Origin of the sequence: Marinomonas profundimaris (assembly GCF_000508165.1) — a bacterium.
GTDB lineage: Bacteria > Pseudomonadota > Gammaproteobacteria > Pseudomonadales > Marinomonadaceae > Marinomonas > Marinomonas profundimaris.
Genome location: NZ_AYOZ01000008.1, coordinates 42,416 through 59,412 on the forward strand (window position 1 = coordinate 42,416; position 16,997 = coordinate 59,412).

At 44.8% G+C, this 16,997-nt stretch carries 16 protein-coding genes and 1 other RNA gene; 1 reads left to right on the top strand and 16 read right to left on the bottom strand.

Annotation, left to right across the window (positions count from 1 at the left end; genetic code table 11):
* Window positions 1-27: 27 nt before the first annotated feature.
* The 15 genes from D104_RS24905 to tsaE all read right to left on the bottom strand — a co-directional run bounded on the left by D104_RS24905 (window position 28) and on the right by tsaE (window position 15,472).
* Window positions 28-1,323, bottom strand: a complete 1,296-nt coding sequence (locus D104_RS24905; protein ID WP_024023367.1) for a tyrosine-type recombinase/integrase — start codon at window positions 1,321-1,323, stop codon at window positions 28-30.
* 55 nt (window positions 1,324-1,378) lie between these two features.
* An RNA gene (gene rnpB / locus D104_RS36965) (RNase P RNA component class A) lies at window positions 1,379-1,727 on the bottom strand.
* Window positions 1,728-1,803: 76 nt separating this feature from the next.
* Entirely contained in the window at window positions 1,804-3,111 is a 1,308-nt protein-coding gene (locus D104_RS24910; RefSeq protein ID WP_024023368.1) for a HAMP domain-containing sensor histidine kinase, read from the bottom strand.
* A gap of 6 nt (window positions 3,112-3,117) precedes the next feature.
* Window positions 3,118-3,816: a response regulator transcription factor gene (locus D104_RS24915; protein WP_024023369.1), complete on the bottom strand. Its 699-nt coding sequence runs from the start codon at window positions 3,814-3,816 to the stop codon at window positions 3,118-3,120.
* Window positions 3,817-4,019: 203 nt separating this feature from the next.
* Window positions 4,020-5,318, bottom strand: a complete 1,299-nt coding sequence (locus tag D104_RS24920) for an adenylosuccinate synthase (RefSeq protein WP_031214617.1) — start codon at window positions 5,316-5,318, stop codon at window positions 4,020-4,022.
* A gap of 44 nt (window positions 5,319-5,362) precedes the next feature.
* Window positions 5,363-6,532, bottom strand: coding sequence for an ATP phosphoribosyltransferase regulatory subunit (locus D104_RS24925; RefSeq protein ID WP_024023371.1), 1,170 nt, complete (start codon window positions 6,530-6,532; stop codon window positions 5,363-5,365).
* Between the two features lie 12 nt (window positions 6,533-6,544).
* Complete coding sequence (locus tag D104_RS24930) at window positions 6,545-6,742, bottom strand: DUF2065 domain-containing protein (RefSeq protein ID WP_024023372.1); 198 nt, start codon at window positions 6,740-6,742, stop codon at window positions 6,545-6,547.
* A 115-nt stretch (window positions 6,743-6,857) separates the two neighbouring features.
* A complete protein-coding gene (gene hflC, locus D104_RS24935; RefSeq protein WP_024023373.1) occupies window positions 6,858-7,739 on the bottom strand; it encodes a protease modulator HflC in 882 nt (293 codons plus the stop codon).
* A complete protein-coding gene (gene hflK / locus D104_RS24940; RefSeq protein WP_024023374.1) occupies window positions 7,739-8,983 on the bottom strand; it encodes an FtsH protease activity modulator HflK in 1,245 nt (414 codons plus the stop codon). The genes hflC and hflK overlap by 1 nt, the downstream gene beginning before the upstream one ends.
* Before the next feature lie 40 nt (window positions 8,984-9,023).
* A complete protein-coding gene (gene hflX / locus D104_RS24945) occupies window positions 9,024-10,313 on the bottom strand; it encodes a ribosome rescue GTPase HflX (protein WP_024023375.1) in 1,290 nt (429 codons plus the stop codon).
* Between the two features lie 35 nt (window positions 10,314-10,348).
* Window positions 10,349-10,594, bottom strand: a complete 246-nt coding sequence (gene hfq, locus D104_RS24950; protein ID WP_031214619.1) for an RNA chaperone Hfq — start codon at window positions 10,592-10,594, stop codon at window positions 10,349-10,351.
* A gap of 89 nt (window positions 10,595-10,683) precedes the next feature.
* The gene (miaA, locus tag D104_RS24955; protein ID WP_024023377.1) at window positions 10,684-11,619 is read right to left on the bottom strand and encodes a tRNA (adenosine(37)-N6)-dimethylallyltransferase MiaA; all 936 of its coding nucleotides are present in this window, start codon (window positions 11,617-11,619) and stop codon (window positions 10,684-10,686) included.
* A 1-nt stretch (window position 11,620) separates the two neighbouring features.
* Window positions 11,621-13,534, bottom strand: a complete 1,914-nt coding sequence (gene mutL, locus D104_RS24960; protein ID WP_024023378.1) for a DNA mismatch repair endonuclease MutL — start codon at window positions 13,532-13,534, stop codon at window positions 11,621-11,623.
* A 52-nt stretch (window positions 13,535-13,586) separates the two neighbouring features.
* Window positions 13,587-14,915: an N-acetylmuramoyl-L-alanine amidase gene (locus D104_RS24965; protein WP_024023379.1), complete on the bottom strand. Its 1,329-nt coding sequence runs from the start codon at window positions 14,913-14,915 to the stop codon at window positions 13,587-13,589.
* An 86-nt stretch (window positions 14,916-15,001) separates the two neighbouring features.
* Window positions 15,002-15,472 carry a tRNA (adenosine(37)-N6)-threonylcarbamoyltransferase complex ATPase subunit type 1 TsaE gene (gene tsaE / locus D104_RS24970; RefSeq protein ID WP_024023380.1) on the bottom strand — a complete coding sequence of 157 codons (471 nt, stop codon included), beginning with the start codon at window positions 15,470-15,472 and terminating at the stop codon, window positions 15,002-15,004.
* A 143-nt stretch (window positions 15,473-15,615) separates the two neighbouring features.
* Here tsaE and D104_RS24975 point away from each other — a divergent pair, with 143 nt between their 5' ends.
* Window positions 15,616-16,365, top strand: coding sequence for a sulfite exporter TauE/SafE family protein (locus D104_RS24975; RefSeq protein ID WP_024023381.1), 750 nt, complete (start codon window positions 15,616-15,618; stop codon window positions 16,363-16,365).
* Window positions 16,366-16,419: 54 nt separating this feature from the next.
* Here D104_RS24975 and orn read toward each other — a convergent pair whose 3' ends face one another.
* The gene (orn, locus tag D104_RS24980; RefSeq protein ID WP_024023382.1) at window positions 16,420-16,977 is read right to left on the bottom strand and encodes an oligoribonuclease; all 558 of its coding nucleotides are present in this window, start codon (window positions 16,975-16,977) and stop codon (window positions 16,420-16,422) included.
* Between the last annotated feature and the right edge of the window lie 20 nt (window positions 16,978-16,997).

A 16,997-nucleotide genomic window follows, 5' to 3' on the forward strand; every position in this document is an offset into this window, starting at 1 on the left:
ACAATAAGTAGCATAAAGTACAGCCAATCACACACCATACTGGACAACATCGACCACTTTAAGCACGTCTTTCAATTGGAAAGTATGGGTGTATCTGTCTGTTTGACCAGCCCCTCGTTTCTCATGCCCTACTACCTGTTGCACAAGCACATTAGTCACCCCTGCCGCTCTCGCTTTGGTAATAAAAGTATGCCTTAACGAATGGAAAACCAACCGCTCCCCGTGGTCACTAAGCTTCGTATCGATGATAGTGTTAAAGAGGCCTGTTACCCTATTAGGGTCACGATGAGCCGTCTCAAACAGTGTATGACTTCCACTATCAACCCATTTAAGCAGACCTAACTTAATAAGCTCATCATGAATCGGAACAGAACGCCTAGCCGCCTTTGTCTTGCCCTCCTTTATAACAAAGTAAAAACGCTGCGTGTCGCTACAGAACTTAAAGTCATCCTTTGTCAGTCCTGCAATCTCACCACGTCGCGCCCCAGTGTATATAGCCATCATGAAGAACCATTTAAACCATTCAGGCTTTTGAGTCAGCTTACCAACAAGACCCCTTACCTCAGAATCACTCAAACAGCCGTATCGATTATTGTCATATTCCCACTTAAGACCTTCTGTAGGTGACAGCTCGATAACCTCTCGCTCTTGCTTCAAGTAACGATTAAATAAGCCCTGACATAGCTTTAGATGCTCTTTCACATACTTACTAGACACTCTATCTTCATCAGGAATAACAAGCTCTTTGAGCGCCTCTAAAGGCATCTTACCGTAGCCCTTCTTATTACGTTGAGGCAAGCCAGAAATGCCACCTAAGGCCTCTCTGAGACTACGCTTCGTAATAGACGTTATAGAGACATTCCCCAAGAACAAACGAAGGTTTTGATACATTCTGTCATAGTCTTTCGCCTGCTTATCTGTCCAACGCTTCCAAGCGACAAAGTCACCCCATGCCTTATCTAGCTTCATTCCACCACCTTTGGCAGGACTGCTTTTTGAAGGCTGAGTAGGTACAGAAGCAATTGAGGCGAACTTTGAGTCAACCCAAGCAGCCACCTCTCGACCGAAGTTAGACAGCTTATGACAAATTGATAGCGCCTGTTGCTGTGTGTGGCAGTTCATAAGGAGTTTGATTAGACGGAACTTATCGCCAACCATGGCAATAGCGTCAGACAACGAGTCTGTACGGAGACTACGCTTAATTTCACGAGGTAAGGATGGACATAAAGCCCTAAGACGCGGAGGAATAACAATGCGAAAGTAGTAAGTTTTCCCTCTGAGAAATACATGAGGGTAGCGCGTTTGTACCAGTTTATGTACCATAAGTTCGAACCTTATTAAAAAGGTCGTAACTCATTGATAAACAAGCAAAAAATAGTGTGCAAGTTGGCCGATAAGCCGGGTTCTGTCGTGAACAGTCAGTCATCTAATACGTACATCCCTGCACGTCTTTAGCAACCTACCCGTACGCAGCTCGGGTCACGCCAAAGAGGTCGGATTTGGTCTTGCTTCAAGTGGGGTTTACCTTGCCACGAACTGTTACCAGTCGCGCGGTGCGCTCTTACCGCACCATTTCAACCTTACCGGCAGCAAGCTGCTTAGGCGGTTTATTTTCTGCTGCACTTTCCGTAGGCTCACGCCCCCCAGGCGTTACCTGGCACTTTACCCTGCGAAGCCCGGACTTTCCTCCCCCCAATAAATTGAGCGGCGACTGCCTAGCCAACTTGCGAGGCGCATATTACTTATCTAAAGAGACAATAACAAGCGCTTTCTTGAGTACAGAAAAAATAACAAATAAAAGCATTAAACCATTGGCAACTGAAAACACACCTCTAAGCCACCCTCTTCGCGATTTCGAGCCGTAATCAGCCCTTTATGCGCACGAATAATACGCTGAGAAATCGTAAGACCAACGCCAAAACCACCACTATTTGCCTCCCTTGCTTCCGAGGAACGATAGAAGGCATGAAATATTTTTTCCAGCTTATCATCTGACACACCAGGCCCATTATCTCTTACGTAAATCAAGGCAAAACCAGATCTCTCCTGAGTTTCAACCTCGATAACACCGCCATTACCCGCGTAGAAACACGCATTGCGCAACACATTTTCTATCGCATGCCGTAACTGAAGAGGATCACCCAAAAGAACCTTTGGCACTCGCCCCGTCTTAACAACAGAAATCCCCTTAAGCTGACTTTCAAAACTGACATCTTCAACAATATCACCAAGCCACTCCTGAAGATCCATTTCCTCCTTAATAAGGGATGCCGCCTCCAACCGACTTAACGTCAATACCTGCCCAATCAACTCGTCAAGCTCATGAAGCTCCGTACGAATTCGGCACAAATAACCTTTTTGCGATTCGATTGCGTATTTGTCTTCAGCAATGGTCAACGCCACTTCAATTCTTGCCAACGGCGTCCTAAGCTCATGCGAAACATCTCGCATCAAACGCTCTTTTGAAGACAAAAGCGTTTCGATCCTAACCGCCATTTCGTTAAATTCACGCGCCAATTTACCAACAGCATCGCTTCTTCGAGCCAACTTATTCTCAACCCTTGCCGCCATATCACCCTGACCAAAGGATCGAGCAACACGCTGCAACTTCAACAAAGGCCCTAATAACCAATACGCCAACACACCACTAGAAACCAGCAAACCCAACAAAGAAAAACCAACAACAGCACCTGGCGCCAAGGAATCAATTTCGGGGTTAGGTTTAAAAATCAGCAAATACTGGACATTATTACCACCTATGACCTGGATAAACTGACTGTGTAAAAAATCCGCCGCCGGCCGCCCCGTTTCGCTCGGCGTGTTTTGCTCACGAAAATTACGCGGCAAAGACTTAAGAAGAGGTCGACCATTTTCCTGATATAAATAAATACTGCCAGACAGCCTTTTCTCTGCCTTCTTAGTCTCTTCTTGCAACGAAGTAATACCAAACTTTTCATACCCAGCCACCAACTGAACGCCAACATCACCCAGCACATCAGCCGACACCTGATTACGCTTCTGAATAAACTGAACCATCCCCAAACCGATGCTAACCACAACGATATTGGACAGCAGCACAACCAGAAACACCCGCAGAAAAGTATTCTTCATAAAAAACTAAGCACCTTGCTCATTTGAGACAAAAATATAACCAACACCACGCACTGTCTTGATACGAGGATCACCACCTTCTAAATTACCGATTTTTTTACGCAAATTACTAATATGCATATCCAGACTACGATCATACATAGTCAACTTTCGACCCAGCGCTTTTTCAGAAAGTTCCTGCTTCGTCAACACCTGACCTGGCGTCATCAACATGCATTCTAACAAGGTATATTCTGACGTCGTCAATTCAACCAACTCACCCTCCAAATAGACGGTGCGATCTTTACGGCGCAGCAAGACACCAGACAGCTCTATATCAGCGGTAGGATCGTCTTCACGCTCTTGGCTCGCTCTTCGCAAAATGGCTTTTATTCGAGCCAATAGCTCTCGCGGATTAAAAGGCTTGGATAAATAATCGTCTGCTCCCATTTCTAGACCAAGTATGCGATCAATATCATCCCCTTTTGCCGTCAACATAATGACAGGCACCGCACTTTTATTACGAATCTGCTTTAGGGTTTCAAAACCATCCAGCTCAGGCATCATCACATCAAGAATAATAATGTCTGGCATATCTGCAGCCATAAGTTCCAGCGCTTCACGCCCATTCCAAGCATGTGCAACCTCATAACCCTCGCCATCAAAATATTCCTTAATCAGATCCGATAAACGAGCATCATCGTCAGCAAGCAATAACTTAACCATAAATATTCCCTCTCTTATTCCATTGTTTAGCTGGCAATCACACCGCCATAAATTCAATTGTAAATATTACCTTAGCGCCAGACAAACTCCGCCCCCTCTTTTCACTCTATTTACAAAGAATGCAGATATGGTGAATTTAGTTACCTAGAAAAACAAAAAAAGCCGCAAAAAGCGGCTTTTCAAACTTATTTGTAACGCGAAACCTATTGCTTAAATGGGTCGCGAATAACAATTGTTTCGTTACGGTCTGGACCTGTAGAAATAATATCAACTGGAACACCGACTTGCTCTTCTAGAAAACGAATGTAATCCTGCGCATTTTTCGGCAAAGCATCAAAGTTTGGAGCACCAACAGTAGATTCAGCCCAACCAGGCATTTCAACATAAACCGGCTTAGCCTTCTCATAACCTTCACTGTCCACTAAAGAACCAGCAACCGGCGAACCATCTTCATTCGCATAAGACACACAAACTTTAATGACAGACGAACCATCCAACACATCAAGCTTCGTCAAGCAAATGCCTGACACTGAGTTGATTTGAACCGCGTGACGCAACGCCACCGCATCAAACCACCCACAACGACGTGAACGACCAGTTGTCGCACCAAACTCATGACCACGAACACCTAAGCGCTCACCATCTTCATCAAACAACTCTGTTGGGAAAGGACCAGAACCAACACGCGTCGTGTAAGCTTTAGTAATACCTAGAACGTAATCCAAGTACAGAGGGCCAAAACCAGTACCTGCGGGTGCGCCGCCAGCTGTCGTGTTCGAGGATGTAACATATGGGTAAGTACCGTGATCAACATCCAGCAACGAGCCTTGAGCACCTTCGAACATTATGTTCGCACCTGCTTTACGCAAGTCATGCAACAAAGTAATGGTATCTGCCACCATTGGACGTAAAAATTCCGCCATCTCTAAACCAGCAGAATACACTTCATCAAAGGAAATTGGCTCAACTTTATGATATTGAGTAAGCACGAAGTTGTAATACTCAAGTACTTCTTTCAACTTTGCTGCAAAACGTTCTGAATCCAATAAGTCACCAACACGAATCGCGCGACGAGCTACTTTATCTTCATAAGCTGGTCCAATACCGCGACCTGTTGTTCCGATTTTTTTCTCACCTTTAGCAAGCTCACGAGCCTGATCGATCGCAATGTGATAAGGAAGAATCAAAGGACACGCGGCACTGATTTTCAAACGCTCAACGGCTGGCACACCTTGCTCCAGAAGCTCAAGCACTTCTGTTTTTAAAGCGGCAGGGGATAAAACCACCCCATTACCGATGATACACTGAACACCTTCACGCAAAATACCAGAAGGAATCAAATGCAAGACCGTCTTCTTACCATCAATAACCAAGGTATGGCCTGCATTATGCCCACCCTGAAAACGCACTACAGCAGCAACGTCTTCAGTAAGTAGATCAACAACCTTACCCTTACCTTCATCACCCCATTGAGTGCCTAGAATAACAACATTTTTACCCATAATTTCAGGTCTCATTTAGATAGTTCTTAAAGAAAAGTCTCGTTTTAAACCGGCATCAACTGCCAATTCTCACCAACAAAATCGAGTTTGAAATCAGCATCCCCAGCATAAAGATCATCTAAGACCTCAACAACTCGGTACCCTTCCGCCCTCAAAGCATTCGCTTTTTTCCAAAGCGCATCACTAGAGCAAATTGGCGACAATACCGTTTTTGGCTTATTAACAACGACATCCGTCAACGCCACCAAAGCCTTAACATCCGTACTAAAACCTGTCGCAGGTCGAGAACGACCAAACACCTGCCCAATATTGTTATAACGACCGCCGCGAGCAATCGCATTACCATGACCTGGAACATAAGCAGCAAACACAACACCCGTGTGGTAGCTGTAAGAAACCAAATCACTTAAATCAAAGTGCAGCCCAACACTAGGAAAGCGCTGACAAATAGCATCACTTACTTTCTGCAACAAGACAATGGCATCACGAATAGATGCATTTACCTCACCAAGTAAAGCGGTCGCACGAGGCAGCACATCTTTACCACCACACAAACGAGGCAAACTCACCAGCCACAGCTTTTGAACATCCTGCAAATCAAGCGCTTCAACATATCGATCAAGTTCAGGTAAATCTTTCGCTTTATACAGCTCAACCAATTTACCCTCTTGATCCGCACCAAGCTCGCACGCAGCAAGCACACCACGAACAACATCAACATGCCCAAGATCAAGGACAACACTAGACAAGCCAGCAGTAGACAATGTCTGCAACATCAAAGACAAGACTTCAACATCACTCTCTACGCCGCCATGACCATAAATTTCTGCACCTAATTGAATAGGGCTACGAGTACCATCCAAGCCTGCTGGCATTGTTCTTAAAACGCTACCGCAATAACTCAATCGCTGCACACCTTCATCTTTAAGACAATGAGCATCAATACGTGCAACTTGAGATGTAAAATCAGCTCGAATCCCTAGAAGCCGACCGGATAACTGGTCAATCACTTTGAATGTTTCAATTTCTAGGTCTGAGCCGGCCCCTGTAAGAAGGGAATCCAAGTACTCTAAAAGAGGTGGTATTACTAGATGGTATCCCCAACTTTCATGGAGATTAAGCAGAGTTCTTCTAAGATGTTCGATTTTAGCGGCCTGCTCAGGCAACGCTTCATCAACGCCCTCAGGAAGTAACCAGCGATCTGCTAATGACATTAAATTACCCTCTTAGCTTCGTGTCAGCAAAAGAAGCATTAATCCAAGAAACATACTAACCGCTCCAAGAATTCGTAAATTCAAATCCGAGCTTGCGATTGCCTTCACCATAATTTCCCTCCAAACATTTGGAACCAAAAAAGGCAAAAAACCCTCGACGATCAATAAAAGGCTGACGCCAACCAACAGCGACTGCAATAATTCCTGCATAGATTCTCTTTATTTTGACCATTAAAAAACCGGGGCTAGCCCGGTTTGTGTAATAGTACCATGTTTCCCATTTTAACAAATAGGCTTCATATACGATTATTGATGAATATCCACCCTATTTAGCAGCACCACCAACAGAGCTATTCAAATACTTAAAGAATTCACTGTCTGGCTCAAGCACAAACAAATCACTACTACCATTAAAGCTTTCACGATATGCCTGAAGACTACGATAAAACTCGTAAAACTCAGGATCCTGCTTATACACTTTAGAGTAAATAGCCGCTGCGTTAGCATCACCATCACCACGAATCATTTCAGCATCGCGTTGTGCCTCAGCTTCCAAAACAACCTGTTGACGATCTGCATCGGCACGAATACCTTCAGCAAGTTCCAAGCCTTTCGATCTATGTTCGCGCGCTTCACGCTCACGCTCAGTACGCATACGAGAATAAACCGATTCACTCACATCTGGCGGTAGATCAATTCGCTTAACTCGGATATCCACAATCGAAATACCCAATTCATTCTGAGTAACTTTATTCAAGTCATCACGCAGCTCAGTCATCAACTGATCACGCTCCCCAGAAACAACCTCGTGCATAGTCCGCTCACCAAACTTATTTCGAAGACCCGTATCAACACGAGAAGACAAAACGCGATTGGCAACCACTTCATCACCAGAGGTTGCTTGATAGAACTTAGCAACTGAGTCGATTTTCCACTTAACATAAGAATCAACAACAACCGCCTTTTTCTCTAGCGTCAAATAGCGCTGAGGACGGGAATCCATCGTCAAAATGCGAGCATCAAATACTTTAACTTCATTCATGATCGGAAGCTTAAAGTGAAGACCAGGCTTAACATCATCCTGAACAATCTCACCAAATTTAAGCACCACCGCACGCTCTTTTTCATTGACAACAAAAAGAGTCTGAGAAGCAATCAACACACCGAGAAGAACAACAAATAAAACCGAAAAAGATAAGCTTTTCATTAGTTTCTGCCCTCTCTACGAATCGTCGCGCTTTGGCGCTTGCGTATTTCATCAAGAACCTGATCTGTCAACGTTCCAATATTTCCTGAATTCACCGAGCCCACACCACTAGACGCAGCGGCTCGCTGCTTCATCAACTGATCCAAAGGCAAATACATCATGTTATTCCCACCTTTAGTGTCAACAACAACCTTGTTCACGTCTTTATAAACCGATTCCATCGTTTCAATATACAAACGACGACGAGTTACGTCTGGCGCCTTAGTATACTCACGATACAAACGATCAAAACGGTCAGCCTGACCACTCGCACGAGCTACGATTTCAGAGCGATAAGCCTCAGCTTCCTCTCTAATTCGTTGTGCACGGCCTCGAGCCTCAGGAATAATACCATTCGCATAAGATTCAGCTTCGTTACGAACACGCAACTCATCTTCTTTCGCCTTGATAACATCATCAAATGCTTCCTGCACCTGATTAGGCGCCTGAGTATTCTCAACGTTTACTTTCGAAATCAACAAGCCTGTACCATAAGCATTACTGTAATCCTGAATACGAGCCTTAACTTCCGTCGCTAACAACTCACGACCTTCCGTTAAAATCTGGTCCATTTCAGAACTACCCACAACATGACGCAGCGCACTTTCTGTCACCTGAGCAAGAGATTCTTCTGGATCACGTACATTAAGCAAGAAATCCTTAGGATTCTGAACAGAATATTGAACAGACACACCCACTTCAACAATGGCATCATCTACTGTCAGCATTAACGCTTTATGATCATGAGAACGAACCTTAGTCACATTCACCTTACTGACAGTATCAATCATCGGTGGATTCCAATGAAGACCCGGCATCACAGTAGAGTGATATTCACCCAAACGAAGCACAACACCTCGCTCCTGCTGATCCACCTGATAAACACCAGTCGCACCCCATAAAGCCAGCAATGCCAGCAAAATGATAACAATCAAGCTACCACCAAATTTGCCAGAAACACCAGAATCACCACCATTAGAGCCGCCAGACTTGCGGGATTTTCTCACACCCAACATGTCCATCAACTTACGGAAAGCCTCATCTAAGTCAGGGGGGCTTTGATCATTCCCGCCTGGCTTACGACCCCAAGGGTCATTGTTGGCTTCTTTCTCACGATCTCCATCTGGGCGCCCAGCACCATTATTACGGTTTTTATCTGGATTCCATGGGTCATTGTCGTTATTACCCGGTTCATTCCAGGCCATACTACATCTCCACTTTATTTTAATGATAATCCTGTACAGCTTACACTGCTTCAACCTGATCTTCAGACATACCAGCACGAGCTAAAATCTGCAAATAGTCTTTTTTAGGCAACTTCACATCAAGAACAAATCGGCCTGCATCATCAAAGCGCTCAGACCTCACCGCTCCATGCTCAAATAACATAGCCCTTAAACGGCCATATTTACTCGACAAATAAAGCGTTTCATTGAAAACATCCACTGCCAATAATTCAGCAATCGCTTGCTTAAGTAATTCAATACCTTGACCATCACGAGCAGACAACCAAACTCGAAAAGGGTTCCCGTCTTCGTCTCGATCAATTCGAGGCTCCGCTGTTGGCAATGCATCGATTTTATTAAATACTTTTAAAGTCGGTACCTCACTGGCACCAATCTCTTCCAGTACTGAGTCAACATGAGCCATATTGTCATCACGATCAACATCAGCAGCATCAACAACGTGCAACAATAAATCCGCCTCAGACGATTCTCTTAGAGTCGCTTGAAAGGCTTTAATCAATCGATGCGGCAGCTGCCTAATAAAACCAACAGTATCAGCCAGAACAATAGAGCCTATTTGCTCGATATCCAAACGCCTTAACGTAGGATCCAGCGTCGCAAAAAGTTGATCCGCTGCATAGACTTCCGCACCGGTAGCACGATTAAACAAGGTTGATTTACCCGCATTAGTATAACCAACCAATGAAACCGTCGGAACAGAAGACCGATCACGAGAACGACGATTCTGATCTCGTTGAGAGCCTACTTTAGCCAGTCTTTTCTGAATCGCCTTAATTCGCTCTCTCAATAAACGACGGTCGGTTTCAAGCTGAGTTTCACCCGGCCCTCGCATACCTATCCCGCCTTTTTGGCGTTCCAAATGCGTCCAACCACGAATAAGACGAGTTGACATGTGTTGCAATTGAGCAAGCTCAACCTGCAATTTACCCTCATGGGTACGTGCACGTTGCGCAAAAATATCCAAAATAAGGCCAGTACGATCAAGCACTCGACATTGTAAAATACTTTCTAGATTACGCTCTTGGGAAGGAGATAATGCATGATCAAAAAGAACGACTTCCGCCTCTTCTCGATCTACGATATCTTTAATTTCGGCTAACTTACCGGTACCAATAAAGTACCTAGCATCAGGACGCTGACGCGACCCTGTAACAACCGCTACAGGATCTGCGCCGGCAGAAATAGCCAGTTCTACAAACTCTTCAGGCCCATAAGATTCATTTTTATCATTAAAATCTATATGAACCAATACAGCTATATCACCACTATCTGGGCGTTCAAAAAACAATCTTATATTCCTCTGTTTGCCGTATTATAGACAAACTATTCAGCGACATCTTCCGGCTGATCAGGAGACGGGATGCGGATAGTACGGGAAGGAACAACCGTAGAAATGGCGTGTTTATAAACCATTTGGCTAACGGTATTTTTCAACAAAATCACAAACTGATCGAACGATTCGATTTGACCTTGAAGCTTAATCCCATTTACAAGAAAGATAGATACAGGCACTCTTTCTTTACGAAGTACATTTAGATAAGGGTCTTGTAATGATTGCCCTTTTGACATTGGAATCTCCTTAAGCAAGCGTAAAATATTAAATTAAATATTGATAAAACAATACCGTAGATACTACACCAAATCTTTATCCATTTCCCCTATATAATCCTGCTTTCAATGTAATTCAAGGCCTCGGAGGCAAGATCTTTTGACAAACTGTCAAAAATCATCAAATCTTCCCAGCCCCTCAACCAAGTGAGCTGCCTTTTTGCCAATTGACGAGAAGCAACCACTCCTTTAAAGATAGCATCATCTAGCAAATCGTCACCTTCTAAATACTGCCATAGCTGACGGTAGCCAACACATCGCATAGAAGGCATATCGATAGACAAATCACCTCGTCGATAAAACCCCTCCACCTCAGCAAGAAAACCCTGATCCATCATGTCATAAAAGCGCTGCTCTATTCGCTCATGCAACACACTGCGTTCTTTTGGCATCACCGCCATATTAATCATATCAAATGGTAACGAAGCGGCTTCCTGTTGCGCCCAAAACTGCGTCATCGACTTACCTGTAAGCCGGTATACTTCTAGTGCCCGCTGCAAACGCTGAGGGTCATTAGGGTGGATGCGAAGCGCCGCTTCAGGGTCTATTTTCTGCAATTCTTCATGCAGAGCAACCCAACCTTTCTCTAACGCCTCATTTTCTATCTGCGCCCGAACATCGGCGTTCGCTTTTGGCATTTCCGCCAAGCCTTTTTGCAGCGCATTGAAATACATCATGGTTCCACCAACCAAAAGCGGCGTCTTACCTTTTGATATAATGTCTTCCGCCTGCTCCACCGCATCCATCACAAAATCCGCCGCAGAATAAGATTCAAGTGGATCAATAATATCAATCAAACGATGTGGCGCCCTTGCAAGCAAAGCCGCATCCGGCTTCGCCGTACCAATGTCCATACCCTTGTAAACCAAAGCGGAATCAACACTGATGATTTCAAAATCGTGATGCTCCGCCAACTCAACAGCCAATCCAGTTTTACCCGAAGCCGTTGGCCCCATTAAACAAACAACATGCGGCTTTCTTACCATATTAACGCCCCCTCAAAAAGAGTTTATCAAGGTCAGACATACTCAAATACGCCCAAGTTGGCCTACCATGATTACACTGCCCGCTACGCTCTGTTATCTCCATATCACGAAGAAGACCGTTCATCTCAGCAATGGTTAACTTCCGATTTGCTCGCACAGCACCATGACACGCCATAGATGCCATTAACTCATTCGCACGAGACTCCAGCAGGTCCGACACACCATTTGCCGACAAATCACTAATAACATCTCGAACAAGACCTTCAACATCCCCTCGTATTAGTATAACGGGGACCTCTCGAACCATGGCACTTTCCAATCCTGTTCTTTCGACACGAAAACCAAACGCCTCAAAAACGGCACTATTTTCTTCAACCAAGTCCGCTTCACTTTGTGAAACCGCAATATTAATGGGCACCAATAACGGCTGCGATGAAATATTTTTTTGATAAAAAGCCGCCTTCATTCGCTCATACACAATTCGCTCATGCGCGGCATGCATATCAACTAAGATAAGCCCTTGCTCACTCTCGGACAAAATATACACACCGTGCAACTGAGCAACAGCAAAACCAAGCGGCGGAACAGCTTGATAATCAGCGTCCGGCCTCGACAATGCCACACCACTTTGCCCAAGCGAATTAAGCGGCGATACCTCTCGCACTTCGCCCGTTTCCGCGTCTACCGTTTCATTTTGCGAAGCGTAACCTTGAGCATAATCAGAAAGGCGACGCAGACCATCAAGCTGTCCTCTTACCTCCGACGCCTCGGCGGTATTCGCTGAAGCTGATCGCATCCAGTCCATACCAGAAGCCGCCGCTCGGTTAGACAGAGGCAAAGCAGACTGTTCTTTAATCTCAGGCTCATTTTGTGATGTATCTTGTATCCCTGTTGGTGCCGCATCCGATTCCGGCCTTACATCCGCAATCGCTTTATGTATTCGACTAAATAAGAAATCGTGCACCAATCGACCATCACGAAAACGCACTTCATGCTTTGTTGGATGGACATTAACATCGACCGTTGAAGGGTCTAATTCAAGATATAAAACGAAGGTAGGATGACGCCCATTATACAAAACGTCTCGATACGCTTGACGAACCGCATGAGCAACCAACTTATCTTTTACCACCCGCCCATTTACGAAGAAGTACTGAAGGTCTGCCTGAGATCGAGAAAATGTCGGTAAACCAATCCAGCCCCACAACCGTAAACCAGCCGCCTCAACATCCAGTGTCAACGAATTTTCTATAAACTTCTTACCTAACAGCGTCGCTAGCCTATGCTCAGCATGCAACTGATCGGTAACAGGCCGCAGGTCATAAACTTGTTTTCCGTTATGACTTAAACGAAAACCCGTTTCATAACGACTTAATGCAAGACGCTTAACCACTTCTTCTAGATGCGTAAATTCAGTTTTTTCTGTACGCAGAAACTTACGTCGTGCTGGCGTATTAAAGAATAAATCACGGACGTCGATCGTAGTACCTTGAGGGTGAGACGCTGGACGAATGGCTGTCGCCATATCTTTGCCTTCTGCTTCAACTCGCCAAGCGTCAGACTCATCTTCCGCCATAGACGTTAAGTGCATCCTAGACACCGAGCTAATACTCGCCAATGCCTCGCCACGAAACCCTAGCGTGCGAACTGCCTCCAAATCATCCAGTGTCGTAATTTTACTGGTGGCATGACGGCTTAGAGCCAAAGACAAATCGTCTTTCATTATGCCCGTGCCGTTATCGCGTATTTTTATGCGCCTTACACCACCCTGCTCGACATCAATATCCAATTGAGACGCACCCGCGTCCAAGCTATTTTCTAGCAACTCTTTTACGACGGAAGCAGGGCGCTCGACCACCTCACCAGCCGCAATTTGGTTAGCCAAACGTGGAGATAAAAGATTAATTCTTTGCATGAGCAACCTTTAATAAATACCCCCTACAATCCGCTAGAGGGTGAGTGGAATTCTATCCGGCAGGAATGACAAGTTTCTGGCCAATCCAGATAACATCATTTTTTAGTTTGTTTGCTTCTCGTATATTCGACAACGACACTCGATTACGGCGAGCGATTTCCGATAAGGTATCGCCTTTTTCGACGACATAAACAGAATCAGAATGTCGCCCCTGCTTCCAGGACACCAGCGTGCCATCGGGGGCATTCTTAACAAAATAGTCAATCACCCCTTTGGAAATCGACGCCGCCAATTTGACCCTATACGTTCGGCTAGACAGATTTTTTGCTTCCGTCTTGTTGGAGACAAACCCGGTTTCGATCAGAATCGAGGGAATGTCTGGCGACTTCAGCACAACAAAACCCGCTTGCTGAACGCTATTTTTGTGTAAAACAGCCACACCTCTCATCTCACCTAAGACGCTCTTCCCTATATTCAAACTCATCTGAATAGTAGAATTCATGGACATATCCAGCAACACTTCCGCCAGCAACTGATCTTTATCATCCAGTGAGATCCCACCCACAAGATCCGCCGAGTTTTCTTGCTGAGCCAACCAACGACCCATTTCGGAACTTTTACCACTTAGTGAGAGCGCCCAGACAGAAGCGCCCCGAGCACTGGATTTCGTAAACGCATCCGCATGAATGGAAATCATCAAATCCGCATTTGCATCACGCGCCACCCGAGAACGATCACGAAGTTGCAAAAAGGTATCGGTTGAGCGAGTTAAGACCGCTTTAAAGCCATCTACGGCATTAATCCTATTAGCCAGCTCTTTACCAATCGAGAGCACAACGTCTTTTTCGCGGACCTTATATTGCCCTAAAGCACCCGGATCTTTACCACCATGCCCAGGATCTATCGCAATGACAATGTCACGCTTTTCTTTTGAGAGGTTTGCTAAACTTTTAACAATGGTGGCCGGCTTACGAACCCCATATTCCAATTCAACCAGTATACGAGGACCGTATGTACCGTTGGCAGCCAACACCGTACTTTTCGCTCTCGCTTTCTGAGCCAAATCCAGCACAAAACGAACACCTTTGTCTCGCTTCGCATATCGAACACGCATCAATACATCAGAAGACAGCGCCGATAAACCGTTCACAACGGCGGTATCGAGCACCACACCGCTAATATCCAAAACGATGCGTTCAGGGTTTGAAAGAGGGAAAATTCGATGCTCAGATGTTTCGGACAACTCAAATACCAAACGCGTCACTCCTTCCTGTTGAGCAACACGAATATCTCGGACCTCTGCAGCAAAAGCATTAAAAGCCACAGCGAAAAAAATCAAATTAATAAAAACAAAAAGACAAGTACGGAATTTAGTATGCATATCAGACAGCTAGCTAGTATATCTGACACACTATAACTGCTGATTAAATGGATCTCAATCTTACTTATAGTAAAGACTTCTATACATCAAGAAGTTATGACTTTTCGCAAAATAGTTAACGCCTCTTCACCCTTTACTGTTTGCGCCTCTAAAACGACATTTCGACCCTGCCGAATCAAAGCCAATGAGATAACCAAATCCGCTGCAGGCAAAGCACCACGACCCATTTCAGCCCACTCAATCAAGCACAAGGCGCCGTCAGTGAAGTAATCCCGAATCCCCATGAACTCCAACTCCTCTGCATCACCCACTCGATACAAGTCGAAATGATACGCATCCAAGTTTGGCAATTCATAAGGCTCAACTATTGTGTAAGTTGGACTCTTCACTGGGCCTTGATAACCCAACCCTCGCAAAACCCCTCTCACTAGCGTGGTTTTCCCCATACCGAGATCGCCGTCCAAGTGAACGACACCGCCCATTTTCAACGCTGATGACAAAACCTCACCCAAATTGACCATCGCCTCTTCACCGAAAACCTCTTTTTCAATTCTCATTACCAATTCATCCTCTCCTCAACGACAGAGCAAACACAAAATTCATGCAATTCTAATACAGAAGCCTTTTGAATCAAGCACCAATGCCCCATAATCAGCATACTCCAACATATCAACCACAATCACAGTATACAAAGGCCTCTATGGACTGGTTTCTTATTTCTCTTATTGCTGTCGCCGTTTTCATCACTGGCATCTCTAAAGGTGGCTTTTCAGGCGCATTTGGCATCATGGCGGTACCACTAATTTCATTGCAGACAACCCCTATTCTCGCTGCAGCAATAATGCTTCCTATCCTTTGCATCATGGACATATTTACCGTTCAAAAATTTTGGGGGAAATGGAACACAGAGCAACTAATTCAATGCATTCCAGCTGCCATCATAGGCGTTATTATCGGAGGATTAACAGCGTCATGGTTTTCAGCTGACTGGCTAAAAATAATGGTTGGCACCATTGCGGTAGGTTTCACGTTAAACTCATGGCCAAGAAAAAGTCGCACCAGCCCTCTCAAGCCATTCAACGCATTTACTGGAAAATTATGGTGCTCGCTCGGCGGCTTTACGAGCTTCATTGCCCATGCTGGCGGCCCACCGATGAGCGTTTATTTACTCAGAGCAAATTTAGATAAAACGCAATACGTCGCGACTGCTGCCGTCATATTCACCGCAATAAATTATGTAAAACTCATTCCATATGGCATGTTAGGGCAACTGAATACATCTAACATACTATTATCGATCTGTTTCACTCCCATCGCATTTCTTGGCGTGCAACTTGGTGCTTGGTTGCACTATAAAATTTCAACCACATTCTTTTTTAAATTCATGTACAGCTGTCTTTTTTTAACCGGCATCAAACTTATTTGGGACGGCGCCTCCTCGCTAACATAATGAGCTTTTTCTACTTAAGCTCATTAGCGACAAGCAATGTCGTAGCAATAACAACTAAGCCTTATTATCCAAACCAAACATGGTGGTACGATAATGTTTCAACTCTCCAATAGACTCTAAAATATCGTCCATGGCCAAATGCGAACCCGATTTATGAAACCCCTCCAGCGCTTCTGGTTTCCAACGCTTTGCCAATTCTTTTACTGTACTCACATCAAGATAACGGTAATGAAAAAAACGCTCTAGGTTTGGCATATAACGATATAGAAAACGACGATCTTGACCAACACTGTTACCACAAATTGGCGATACGCCAGCGGGCACATATTTGGCCAAAAACTCAATCGTTTCTTTTTCCGCTTGCTCCATACTAATCGCCGAAGAAAGCACCCTTGCGGTTAGACCAGAATCACCATGATGCTGAGTGCACCATTCATCCATTGCATCCATCACAAATTTTTCTTGATGCACGGCAAGACTAGGCCCTTTTGCCAACACATTGAGATGCTTATCCGTGACAACCGTCGCAATTTCAATAATCGTATCGGTTTCAGGATCCAAGCCCGTCATCTCTAGGTCGATCCACACTAAATTCTCTTCATTTAAGCTCATAACCTTCCAAGTCCTTTATT

Excerpts from the sequence above, each read along its gene's own strand:
- D104_RS24915 (WP_024023369.1), bottom strand. The coding sequence starts at position 3,816 with ATGGTTAAGTTATTGCTTGCTGACGATGATGCTCGTTTATCGGATCTG.
- D104_RS24965 (WP_024023379.1), bottom strand. The coding sequence starts at position 14,915 with ATGCATACTAAATTCCGTACTTGTCTTTTTGTTTTTATTAATTTGATT.
- D104_RS24925 (WP_024023371.1), bottom strand. The coding sequence starts at position 6,532 with ATGTCATTAGCAGATCGCTGGTTACTTCCTGAGGGCGTTGATGAAGCG.
- hfq (WP_031214619.1), bottom strand. The coding sequence starts at position 10,594 with ATGTCAAAAGGGCAATCATTACAAGACCCTTATCTAAATGTACTTCGT.
- D104_RS24975 (WP_024023381.1), top strand. The coding sequence starts at position 15,616 with ATGGACTGGTTTCTTATTTCTCTTATTGCTGTCGCCGTTTTCATCACT.
- D104_RS24930 (WP_024023372.1), bottom strand. The coding sequence starts at position 6,742 with ATGCAGGAATTATTGCAGTCGCTGTTGGTTGGCGTCAGCCTTTTATTG.
- hflC (WP_024023373.1), bottom strand. The coding sequence starts at position 7,739 with ATGAAAAGCTTATCTTTTTCGGTTTTATTTGTTGTTCTTCTCGGTGTG.
- D104_RS24910 (WP_024023368.1), bottom strand. The coding sequence starts at position 3,111 with ATGAAGAATACTTTTCTGCGGGTGTTTCTGGTTGTGCTGCTGTCCAAT.
- orn (WP_024023382.1), bottom strand. The coding sequence starts at position 16,977 with ATGAGCTTAAATGAAGAGAATTTAGTGTGGATCGACCTAGAGATGACG.
- tsaE (WP_024023380.1), bottom strand. The coding sequence starts at position 15,472 with ATGAGAATTGAAAAAGAGGTTTTCGGTGAAGAGGCGATGGTCAATTTG.
- D104_RS24920 (WP_031214617.1), bottom strand. The coding sequence starts at position 5,318 with ATGGGTAAAAATGTTGTTATTCTAGGCACTCAATGGGGTGATGAAGGT.
- D104_RS24905 (WP_024023367.1), bottom strand. The coding sequence starts at position 1,323 with ATGGTACATAAACTGGTACAAACGCGCTACCCTCATGTATTTCTCAGA.
- miaA (WP_024023377.1), bottom strand. The coding sequence starts at position 11,619 with ATGGTAAGAAAGCCGCATGTTGTTTGTTTAATGGGGCCAACGGCTTCG.
- mutL (WP_024023378.1), bottom strand. The coding sequence starts at position 13,534 with ATGCAAAGAATTAATCTTTTATCTCCACGTTTGGCTAACCAAATTGCG.
- hflK (WP_024023374.1), bottom strand. The coding sequence starts at position 8,983 with ATGGCCTGGAATGAACCGGGTAATAACGACAATGACCCATGGAATCCA.